11 protein-coding genes are annotated in these 10,349 nt (G+C 71.0%); 9 read left to right on the top strand and 2 right to left on the bottom strand.

Features of this window, described 5'->3' with window-relative positions; all coding sequences use genetic code 11:
• Positions 1-246: 246 nt before the first annotated feature.
• The 3 genes from deoC to ACFXGX_RS42165 are packed head-to-tail and all read left to right on the top strand — an operon-like array spanning position 247 to position 3,570.
• Positions 247-1,200 carry a deoxyribose-phosphate aldolase gene (deoC, locus tag ACFXGX_RS42175; protein ID WP_384803471.1) on the top strand — a complete coding sequence of 318 codons (954 nt, stop codon included), beginning with the start codon at positions 247-249 and terminating at the stop codon, positions 1,198-1,200.
• 6 nt (positions 1,201-1,206) lie between these two features.
• Entirely contained in the window at positions 1,207-2,664 is a 1,458-nt protein-coding gene (locus tag ACFXGX_RS42170; RefSeq protein WP_384803468.1) for an aldehyde dehydrogenase family protein, read from the top strand.
• Positions 2,665-3,570, top strand: coding sequence for an aldehyde dehydrogenase family protein (locus ACFXGX_RS42165; protein ID WP_384803465.1), 906 nt, complete (start codon positions 2,665-2,667; stop codon positions 3,568-3,570). It abuts the gene before it with no gap.
• 153 nt (positions 3,571-3,723) lie between these two features.
• Here ACFXGX_RS42165 and ACFXGX_RS42160 read toward each other — a convergent pair whose 3' ends face one another.
• Positions 3,724-4,131, bottom strand: coding sequence for a hypothetical protein (locus ACFXGX_RS42160; RefSeq protein ID WP_384803462.1), 408 nt, complete (start codon positions 4,129-4,131; stop codon positions 3,724-3,726).
• 263 nt (positions 4,132-4,394) lie between these two features.
• Between ACFXGX_RS42160 and ACFXGX_RS42155 the strand changes: the two genes are divergently transcribed.
• Positions 4,395-5,042 carry a uridine kinase gene (locus tag ACFXGX_RS42155; protein WP_384803459.1) on the top strand — a complete coding sequence of 216 codons (648 nt, stop codon included), beginning with the start codon at positions 4,395-4,397 and terminating at the stop codon, positions 5,040-5,042.
• Between the two features lie 196 nt (positions 5,043-5,238).
• Here ACFXGX_RS42155 and ACFXGX_RS42150 read toward each other — a convergent pair whose 3' ends face one another.
• A complete protein-coding gene (locus ACFXGX_RS42150; RefSeq protein WP_384803456.1) occupies positions 5,239-6,072 on the bottom strand; it encodes a SigE family RNA polymerase sigma factor in 834 nt (277 codons plus the stop codon).
• A 296-nt stretch (positions 6,073-6,368) separates the two neighbouring features.
• Between ACFXGX_RS42150 and afsQ1 the strand changes: the two genes are divergently transcribed.
• The 5 genes from afsQ1 to ACFXGX_RS42125 all read left to right on the top strand — a co-directional run bounded on the left by afsQ1 (position 6,369) and on the right by ACFXGX_RS42125 (position 10,206).
• Positions 6,369-7,046: a two-component system response regulator AfsQ1 gene (afsQ1, locus tag ACFXGX_RS42145; RefSeq protein WP_037625670.1), complete on the top strand. Its 678-nt coding sequence runs from the start codon at positions 6,369-6,371 to the stop codon at positions 7,044-7,046.
• A complete protein-coding gene (locus tag ACFXGX_RS42140; protein WP_384803453.1) occupies positions 7,043-8,626 on the top strand; it encodes an ATP-binding protein in 1,584 nt (527 codons plus the stop codon). The genes afsQ1 and ACFXGX_RS42140 overlap by 4 nt, the downstream gene beginning before the upstream one ends.
• Entirely contained in the window at positions 8,623-9,273 is a 651-nt protein-coding gene (locus ACFXGX_RS42135; protein WP_384803450.1) for a hypothetical protein, read from the top strand. The genes ACFXGX_RS42140 and ACFXGX_RS42135 overlap by 4 nt, the downstream gene beginning before the upstream one ends.
• A gap of 63 nt (positions 9,274-9,336) precedes the next feature.
• The gene (locus ACFXGX_RS42130) at positions 9,337-9,918 is read left to right on the top strand and encodes a VanZ family protein (protein ID WP_384803447.1); all 582 of its coding nucleotides are present in this window, start codon (positions 9,337-9,339) and stop codon (positions 9,916-9,918) included.
• An 84-nt stretch (positions 9,919-10,002) separates the two neighbouring features.
• A complete protein-coding gene (locus ACFXGX_RS42125) occupies positions 10,003-10,206 on the top strand; it encodes a PspC domain-containing protein (protein ID WP_261709148.1) in 204 nt (67 codons plus the stop codon).
• Positions 10,207-10,349: the final 143 nt, after the last annotated feature.

Below are 10,349 nucleotides of genomic sequence, written 5' to 3'. Positions count from 1 at the left end.
GCGGGGTCTGGGGCGGAGCCCCGGGGGTGATGGGGGTCCCCCCTGGTCGAGCGAAGCCGAGACCTTGGGGGAGGGTAGGGGCGGAGGGGGCGAAGAAACGCTGGTGGCGAGGGGGACCGGGGCCGCAGCCGGACAGTCCCCCGCCCGGCAGGGCAGAGCGGGACTCCGCCCCGCGGGCAAAAAATCCCCCGGGGACCCCAGGGCTGTACAAGCCGCTACGCGCGTAGATATGCTCGTCTGGTGACCATGCCCACCTCTGCACCAGCACACGCCCTCGGCGACGTGACGGCGTCCGACAGCACGCTGCGCCGCTTCCTCCACGGGCTGCCCGGCGTCGACACGGTCGGCCTGGAGGCGCGCGCCGCCTCGCTCGGCACCCGTTCCATCAAGACCACCGCGAAGGCGTACGCCATCGACCTCGCCATCTCGATGGTCGACCTGACGACGCTGGAAGGCGCGGACACCCCGGGCAAGGTCCGGGCCCTCGGCGCCAAGGCGGTCCTCCCGGACCCGACCGACCGCACGGCGCCCACCACGGCGGCGGTCTGTGTCTATCCCGACATGGTGGCCGTCGCGAAGGAGGCCGTCGCCGGCTCCGGGGTGAAGGTCGCCTCCGTCGCGACCGCGTTCCCGGCCGGCCGCGCCGCGCTCCCCGTGAAGCTGGCCGACGTCCGTGACGCCGTCGCCGCGGGCGCCGACGAGATCGACATGGTCATCGACCGCGGGGCGTTCCTCGCGGGCAGATACTTGAAGGTGTACGACGAGATCGTCGCCGTGAAGGAGGCCTCGGGCGCCGCTCGCCTGAAGGTCATCTTCGAGACCGGCGAGCTGTCGACGTACGACAACATCCGGCGCGCGAGCTGGCTCGGCATGCTGGCCGGGGCCGACTTCATCAAGACCTCCACCGGCAAGGTGGCCGTGAACGCGACGCCCTCGAACACGCTGCTGATGCTGGAGGCCGTCCGCGACTTCCGCGCCCAGACCGGCGTGCAGGTCGGTGTGAAGCCGGCCGGCGGCATCCGCACCACCAAGGACGCCGTCAAGTTCCTGGTCCTGGTGAACGAGACCGCGGGCGAGGACTGGCTGGACAACCACTGGTTCCGCTTCGGCGCGTCCTCGCTCCTGAACGACCTGCTGATGCAGCGTCAGAAGCTGGCCACCGGCCGCTACTCCGGCCCCGACTACGTGACGGTGGACTGATCCATCATGGCTTCCGCATTCGAATACGCACCGGCGCCCGAGTCCCGCTCCGTCGTCGACATCGCCCCCTCCTACGGCCTGTTCATCGACGGTGAGTTCACCGAGGCCGCCGAGGGCAAGGTCTTCAAGACCGTCTCCCCCTCCACCGAAGAGGTCCTCTCCGAGATCGCCCAGGCGGGCGAGGCGGACGTCGACCGTGCGGTGAAGGCCGCCCGCAAGGCGTTCGTGAAGTGGTCCGCGCTGCCGGGCTCCGAGCGCGCCAAGTACCTGTTCCGCATCGCGCGGATCATCCAGGAGCGCAGCCGCGAGCTGGCCGTCCTGGAGACGCTGGACAACGGCAAGCCGATCAAGGAGACCCGGGACGCCGACCTCCCCCTGGTCGCCGCGCACTTCTTCTACTACGCGGGCTGGGCCGACAAGCTCGACCACGCCGGTTTCGGCGCGAACCCGCGCCCGCTGGGCGTCGCGGGCCAGGTCATCCCCTGGAACTTCCCGCTGCTGATGCTGGCGTGGAAGATCGCGCCGGCCCTCGCGACCGGCAACACGGTCGTCCTCAAGCCCGCGGAGACCACGCCCCTGACGGCGCTGTTCTTCGCGGACATCTGCCGCCAGGCCGGCCTGCCCAAGGGTGTCGTCAACATCCTTCCCGGGTACGGCGACGCGGGCGCGGCCCTCGTCGCGCACCCGGACGTGGACAAGGTGGCCTTCACCGGCTCCACCGCCGTCGGCAAGGCGATCGCCCGCCAGATCGCGGGCTCGCACAAGAAGGTCACCCTCGAACTGGGCGGCAAGGGCGCGAACATCGTCTTCGACGACGCCCCGATCGACCAGGCCGTCGAGGGCATCGTCAGCGGCATCTTCTTCAACCAGGGCCAGGTCTGCTGCGCGGGTTCGCGTCTGCTGGTCCAGGAGTCGATCCACGACGAGCTGCTCGACTCGCTCAAGCGCCGTCTGTCGACCCTGCGCCTCGGCGACCCGCTGGACAAGAACACGGACATCGGTGCGATCAACTCCGCCGAGCAGCTCTCCCGTATCACCACGCTCGTCGAGCAGGGCGAGGCGGAGGGCGCCGAGCGCTGGTCCCCGGCCTGCGAACTCCCGTCCTCCGGCTACTGGTTCGCCCCGACGCTCTTCACGAACGTCACCCAGGCGCACACCATCGCCCGTGACGAGATCTTCGGCCCGGTGCTGTCCGTCCTGACGTTCCGCACCCCGGACGAGGCGGTCGCCAAGGCCAACAACTCCCCGTACGGCCTCTCTGCGGGCATCTGGAGCGAGAAGGGTTCCCGCATCCTCGCCGTGGCGAACAAGCTCCGCGCGGGCGTCGTCTGGTCCAACACGTTCAACAAGTTCGACCCGACCTCGCCGTTCGGCGGGTACAAGGAGTCGGGCTTCGGCCGCGAGGGCGGCCGGCACGGTCTGGAGGCGTACCTCGCCCCGTCTAGCCCGGAGGGCGAGCGATAAATGAGTGCAGCCGAGAAGTCCGAGCAGCAGCGTCTGAGCGTCTTCAAGACCTACAAGCTGTACGTGGGCGGGAAGTTCCCGCGTTCCGAGAGCGGCCGGGTGTACGAGGTGAGCGACTCCAAGGGCAAGTGGCTGGCGAACGCGCCGCAGTCGAGCCGCAAGGACGCCCGTGACGCGGTCGTCGCCGCGCGCAAGGCGTTCGGCGGCTGGTCCGGCGCCACCGCGTACAACCGCGGCCAGGTCCTGTACCGCGTCGCCGAGATGCTGGAGGGCCGCAAGGAGCAGTTCGTCCGCGAGGTGGCCGAGGCGGAGGGTCTGTCGAAGGCGAAGGCGGCGGCCGTCGTCGACGCGGCGATCGACCGCTGGGTCTGGTACGCGGGCTGGACCGACAAGATCGCCCAGGTCGTGGGCGGTGGCAACCCGGTCGCGGGCCCGTACTTCAACCTCTCCTCCCCCGAGCCGACGGGCGTGGTGACGGTCCTTGCGCCGCAGGAGTCGTCCTTCCTGGGGCTGGTGTCGGTGATCGCCCCGGTGATCGCCACCGGCAACACGGTGATCGTGATCGCCAGTGAGAAGTCCCCGCTCCCGGCGCTGTCGCTGGGCGAGGTGCTGGCCACCTCCGACGTACCCGGGGGTGTCGTGAACATCCTGTCCGGCCGGACCGCGGAGATCGCGGCCCCGCTGGCCGCGCACCAGGACGTCAACGCGATCGACCTGGCCGGCGCCGACGAGGTGCTGGCGAAGGAACTGGAGATCGCGGCCGCGGACAACCTGAAGCGCGTTGTTCGTCCACAGGCTGTGGATTACGTGCGGACTCCCGGGACCGAGCGCCTGACGGCCTTCCTGGAGACGAAGACCGTCTGGCACCCGACGGGCTCCCTGGGCGCCTCGGGCTCGTCCTACTGAGCCCGGCCCGCCGGGCGGGCACGCGCTGAGACGTCGGGGCCCCGATCCGTGTCCCCGGGGCCCCGCGACACGAGAGAGCCGCGCTTCCCCTCCGTCCAGGGGGAGCGCGGCTCTCTCATGCCCGGGGGCCGCCGACGGCCCGTGCGGGAGAGGTCAGTGGAGGAGTCCGGTCGCCTGGCCGAGCACCGGGATGCCGCCGATCGACTGCGCCTGCGCCACCGGCCCGGTGAGCGCCTTGGAGGTCAGCGGTTTGAAGTCCGCGACCTGGGTGCCCACGCCGTTGTCGAGCGGGTCCACACCCGTGCCGGCCAGCGGGTTGGGCTTGAGACCCTCGACGGGACCCGTGACATACCCCACGGTCCCGGTCAGCCCCTGGAGTCCCGCCTGCGGGTCGAGGCTGCCGAGCGAGGCGGGCCGGGTGCCTACGGCGTCCACGGCGGGGGCCGTCTCCGCGAAGGCCGGGGTGGCCGCGGCCGCACCGGCGGCAACCACGCCGACCGTCGCGGCGATCCGCGCGGTCGTACGGGCCAGGGTGTTCCGCTGGGCTGCGTGTCGCGCCATCAGGTGTGTCCTCTTCGGCTAGCTGTGATGTAGGAACGGGAAGCGAACGCGGAGTGCGATGTCCGCGACACGCAGAGTAGTTGACCCGGATCGTGGCCGGGGGGTCCCCGCGACGGATTCGCTCCTGCGGGGCAACAGGCATATCAGCGCCACTCGTCACATCCGCCCGACATCCGTCCGCACGTACGGCAAAGCCGGGGATAATGGCGGGGAGCCGTGCCGACGCGCGGCGCCGCCGGACCTGTCACAGAAGGTACAGACCATTGGGTTCCCCTCTCCCGATACCCGCCCGCGTGGTGCTGCTCTGCGGACCCTCCGGCTCCGGGAAGTCCCTTCTCTCCGCCGCTTCCGGGCTCCCCGTGCTCCGCCTCGACGACTTCTACAAAGAGGCCACGGACCCGACGCTGCCCCAGGTCGAGGGCAGCGAGGACATCGACTGGGATCACCCGCAGTCGTGGGACGCGGACACCGCCCTCGCCGCGATCGAGGAACTGTGCCGTACGGGACGTACGACCATCCCCGTCTACGACATCTCCCTGAGCGCCCGCACCGGTACCGAGGCCCTGGGCATCGACGGGGCACCGCTGTTCATCGCGGAGGGGATCTTCGCCGCCGAGATCGTCGGGCGCTGCCGCGAACTCGGCGTCCTCGCCGACGCGTTGTGCCTGTCCCGGGGCGCGGTCACCACGTTCCGGCGCCGATTCGTGCGGGATCTGAAGGAGGGCCGCAAGTCGGTGCCCTTCCTGCTGCGGCGCGGCTGGCGGCTGATGCGCTCCGAGCGTTCCATCGTGGCGCGCCAGGCCGCCCTGGGCGCCCACCCCTGCGACCGGGACGAGGCACTCGGCCGGCTGAAGGCCGCGTCGGCCCCCTCGGCCGCACCGCGGGCGTCCGCCCCCACGGCGACCGCGTAGCCGCCGGTTCCCCCGAAAAACGAAAGAAGGTCCAAGCGGACCCCCGACCGCCTGGACCTTCTTCCGTTTCCCCCGTGGTCCCCCGTGACACGGTCGATTCCCCGTGACCCGTTTCCCCGTGACCCCGTTCGGCGTCGGCTCCCCCCGGAACCGACCCCCGTCACCGGCTCCCCCCGGAGCCGGCCCCCCGTGACCCTCAGGCGACAAGCTCCCCGAAGGACTCCTCCTCGTCACGGCCGAAGCTGAGGACCTCGTCCTCGCGCATCCGGCGCAGCGAGCGCCAGATGCTGGACTTCACCGTGCCGACACTGATGCCGAGGATCTCCGCGATCTCCGGGTCCGTGCGGCCCTCGTAGTACCGCAGGACCAGCATGGTGCGCTGGAGTTCGGGCAGCCGGGCCAGTGCCTGCCACAGGACCGCGCGCAGCTCGGTGCCGCGCATCGCGTCCGTGTCACCGGCCGTCTCCGGCAGTTCCTCGGTCGGGTACTCGTTCAGCTTGCGGCGGCGCCACGCGCTGATGTGCAGGTTCGTCATGGTGCGGCGGAGGTAGCCCCCGACCGCGGCCTTGTCACTGATCCGGTCCCAGGCCCGGTACGTCGAGAACAGCGCGCTCTGCAGCAGGTCCTCGGCCTCGAAGCGGTCACCGGTCAGGTGGTAGGCGGTTGCGTACAGGGAGGCGCGGCGCTCCTGGACGTAGGCGGTGAAGGCCGCTTCGGCCTCCACACTCCCCGCCCCGGAACGACGCTCCCCCGAGCCCTCCCCGTACGCGGCTCCCCCGTGAGCCTTCCCCCCCGTCGTGCCCACGGCGGCGGGCGCCGTGGTGTTCTCCCCCGTGAAACCGTCAACCACCGTCATGTACACGGTGTGCTGACGCCCGGCGCCGCGAGCGCACCCCCGGCCTCCCCCAAGCTCTCGGCTTCGCTCGAGCAGGGAGGTGCCCCCATCGTTCCCGGACTTCTCCGTGGCCCGGGTGACGTCGTGGAGCCGCGTGACAACTGCGCTAGTGCTGGTGCTGTGCAGCGTGTTCATCTCGCGCCCCCCGTCGTGGAGTCCCGGATCTTCGGTTCGTTCCGTCGTGCGTCCTGCCTTGTGTCGAAAAGCTTGCCGGGCCCACTTCATGGCCGTGTCCGCCGACTGTCACAGACCTGTCACAGGGCCCACCCCCAGGCGCGGCACAGCGCGATCACAGAGAAGAGCGGTACGACTACGCAGATGACCACTTGGGCCCCGGCGGCCGCCCGCGAGACCTCTCGTTGGGGCCGGGAGACGAGTGGGAGCGCTCCAACAGTCGATACACACGCACGACATGGGCCAGAATGACGTTCGTGCCTTCCCTGTTGCTGATCGAGGACGACGACGCCATCCGGACGGCCCTGGAGCTCTCTTTGACGCGCCAGGGACACCGGGTGGCCACCGCTGCCACCGGCGAGGACGGTCTGAAGCTGCTGCGCGAGCAGCGCCCGGATCTGATCGTGCTGGATGTGATGCTGCCCGGCATCGACGGATTCGAGGTGTGCCGGCGCATCCGGCGCACCGACCAGCTTCCGATCATCCTGCTGACCGCGCGCAGTGACGACATCGACGTCGTCGTCGGACTGGAGTCCGGCGCCGACGACTATGTCGTCAAACCGGTGCAGGGCCGGGTGCTCGACGCCCGGATCCGTGCCGTGCTGCGCCGCGGCGAGCGGGAGGCGAACGACTCCGCGTCGTTCGGCTCGCTGGTCATCGACCGTGCCGCGATGACGGTCACCAAGAACGGTGAGGATCTGCAACTGACGCCCACCGAGTTGCGGTTGCTCCTGGAGCTGAGCCGCAGGCCCGGACAGGCCCTGTCCCGGCAGCAGTTGCTGCGCCTGGTGTGGGAGCACGACTACCTGGGCGACTCGCGTCTGGTCGATGCCTGTGTGCAGCGGCTGCGCGCGAAGGTGGAGGACGTGCCGTCCTCTCCCACCCTGATCCGTACCGTGCGCGGCGTCGGCTATCGGCTGGACAATCCTCAGTGACCAAACCGCAGGACAAGCTCCGCGGCTGGGCCGCGGCGCGCAAGGCGTTGCTGTCCGGTCTGCGCTTCACCAGTCTGCGGCTGCGGCTGGTCGTGGTGTTCGGGCTCGTCGCGCTCACCGCCGCGGTGTCCGCCTCGGGCATCGCGTACTGGCTCAACCGCGAGGCCGTGCTGACGCGCACCCAGGACGCGGTGCTGCGTGACTTCCAGCAGGAGATGCGCAACCACGCGAGCATGCTGCCCGTGCACCCGGCGCAGGACGAACTCCAGCGCACGGCCGGGCAGATGGCGAACAGCAGCCAGCGTTTCAGTGTGCTGCTGACCGCCGAGGCCGCCGACGGCAAGATGATCACCGGCAACTCCGAGCTGGACACGTTCACCCTGGAGGACGTACCGAAGTCCCTCCAGAAGGCGGTGAACAAGCAGCAGCCGCTGACCTCGACCAACACGTCCGCGTACCACCTGTACTGGCAGCGGATCACCGAGCACGACAAGTCGTACCTCGTGGGCGGGGCCCGGGTGATCGACGGCAGCACGACCGGCTACATGCTCAAGTCCCTTGAGCCGGAGGCCAAGGACCTCAACTCCCTGGCCTGGTCGCTGGGGATCGCGACGGGGCTCGCGCTGATCGGTTCGGCGCTGCTCGCCCAGGCCGCCGCGACCACGGTCCTCAAGCCGGTGCACCGGCTGGGCATCGCGGCCCGCCGGCTCGGCGAGGGCAAGCTGGACACCCGGCTGCGGGTCTCCGGCACCGACGAACTCGCGGATTTGTCACGGACGTTCAACCGGACGGCGGAGTCGCTGGAGAAGCGGGTCGCGGACATGAGCGCGCGGGACGAGGCGTCCCGCCGGTTCGTCGCCGACATGTCGCACGAACTGCGTACACCGCTCACCGCGATCACCGCCGTCACCGAGATCCTCGAAGAGGAACTGGACGCGGAGACCGGCAGTGTCGACCCGATGATCGAGCCGGCCGTACGGCTCGTCGTCAGCGAGACCCGACGCCTGGGCGACCTCGTCGAGAACCTGATGGAGGTGACCCGCTTCGACGCGGGCACCGCCCGGCTCATCCTCGACGACGTGGAGATCGCCGACCAGATCACCGCCTGCATCGACGCGCGCGCCTGGCTGGACGCCGTCGAGCTGGACGCCGTCCGCGGCATGATGGCGCGGCTCGATCCGCGCCGCCTCGACGTGATCCTGGCGAACCTGATCGGCAACGCGCTCAAGCACGGCGGTTCACCGGTGCGGGTGTCGGTGCGCGTGGAGGGCGAGGAACTGGTCATCAAGGTGCAGGACCACGGTCCCGGCATTCCCGAGGACGTCCTGCCGCATGTCTTCGACCGGTTCTACAAGGCCAGCGCGTCCCGTCCGCGCTCCGAGGGCAGCGGTCTCGGCCTCTCCATCGCCCTGGAGAACGCGCACATCCACGGCGGCGAGATCACCGCGGCGAACGCGCCCGAGGGCGGGGCGGTCTTCACGTTGCGCCTCCCCCTGGACCCCTCGGAATCGCTCGCCGACCACCCGCGGGGCCGGGACGCCTCCGCGCACGGGAACGGCACGGAAGGCTCCACCGGATGACCCCCGCACACCCCACCGGCCCACGGACGCGCACCGCCTCCCGGGGGCGGGTGCTGCCCTGGCTGGCCGTTCCGTTGCTCGGCGTGCTCCTCGCGGGGTGCGGTATCCGTCCCACCCAGGTGCCCACCGACTTCGGTCCGGCGCCCTCCCGGGTGCCCTGCGCCCTCTCCGGCCCGGACATCACCACCCAGTCCTCGCACGGGGTGCCGGTCCAGGTCTTCCTGCTCTGCTCGGAACAACTGGTCACGGTCGACCGGTCGGTGCGCATCGCGGACGGTACGGCGGAGTCGGCGCGCCGGGTCCTGGTGGCCCAGGCGCTGCTGGACGAGCTCGCCGAGGCGCCCTCGACGCCCGAGGAGCAGGCCGGGTACACGACGGACGTACGCGGCGGCATGACGGTCGGCGGGCCCCACGACGGGGACCCCGAGGACACACTGCGGCTGAGCACCCCGCCGCAGAACCTCACCCGGACGGCACTCGCCCAGATCGTCTGCACCTTCTCGGACTCGGCCGCCGCGCGGGACGACGGCACGGTCGTCCTGGGCGGTCCCGCCTCCTCCGGCCTGCGCAGTTACGAGTGCACCCCGGAGATGCGCGCCGCCCCGGGCGACACGGCCCCGGCGTCGACGACTGTCCGGGGTTCGTAACGCTACGGGTCCGAAACCCATCGCAGCGGAACCGATCGTGCCGGACCCCGCGTCTTGGGGGGCGTGCAGCGTCATGGTTCAGAGGACGGCAGCGCCGTCACCCGCGTCCGTGTGGCAGGAGGTGTCCTCCTCGTCGCACACCTGGCGCTCGTCGCCTGGATCACGCTGCGGCCGCTGGACGTCCCCTGGGTGAGCGCCGCCAACCTGCGGCCCTTCGCGGGTATCAGAGCCGACCTCGCACTGGGCCCCGAGATGGCCGCCCGGCGTATCGCCGCGGGCCTCGGCCTGCTCGCCCCGCTGGGTGTGCTGCTCCCGATGGCGGGGGGCAGGCTCGCCGTCTCCCCCCTCGGTTCGCTCCTGCGGACGACCGCCGCCGGCGTGCTGCTGTCCCTGGGCATAGAACTGCTCCAGACCGGGGTGCCGGGCCAGGTCGTGGACATCGACTCGATCATTCTGAACACCCTCGGCGTGGCGCTCGCGCATCTCGCGGTCGTACCCGCCCTCAGGGCCCGGTTCCGCCGCAGGGCCGAGACGCGGCGCCGCGCGGCCGTCCTCCGGGAGGACCCGGCTCAGGGTCGGACCCCGACGATTGCCAGGGTCGGGATCGCTCCCTGGAGCGAGGTGTCGCGCACGTCGTCCTCGTAGCGTTGAGGACATCGGTGAAGGCGCCGATGAGAACGACGAAGCCGGCCCCGCCGGCACTCGACGACGGTTCGCGAAGGAGCCACCATGACCGCCCTTGCCCGCCCCACGAACGGCCGCATGATCGGCGGAGTCTGTGCTGCGCTGGCACGGCGCTTCGGCACCTCGGCGACGACGATGCGTGTCGTCTTCGTCCTGTCCTGCCTGCTCCCCGGCCCGCAGTTCCTGCTCTACATAGCGCTGTGGATCCTCTTCCCGTCCGAGGACAAGGCCTCCCGAACCGCCTGGTGACCCGGGCGGGCGCCCGGTGGCGGCCCGCGGACGCACGGCGAACGCCGGGGGGGGGGCACCCGCGGGGGGGGTGGGCGGGTGGGGGGGAGGGCCCGGGCCCCCGGGGGGGGGGCTCGCATTAACCCCCCGCCCCCGCCCCGGGC

Origin of the sequence: Streptomyces sp. NPDC059371, assembly GCF_042751995.1 — a bacterium.
Classification (GTDB): domain Bacteria; phylum Actinomycetota; class Actinomycetes; order Streptomycetales; family Streptomycetaceae; genus Streptomyces.
This window is presented reverse-complemented; position numbering and strand designations above follow the sequence as displayed.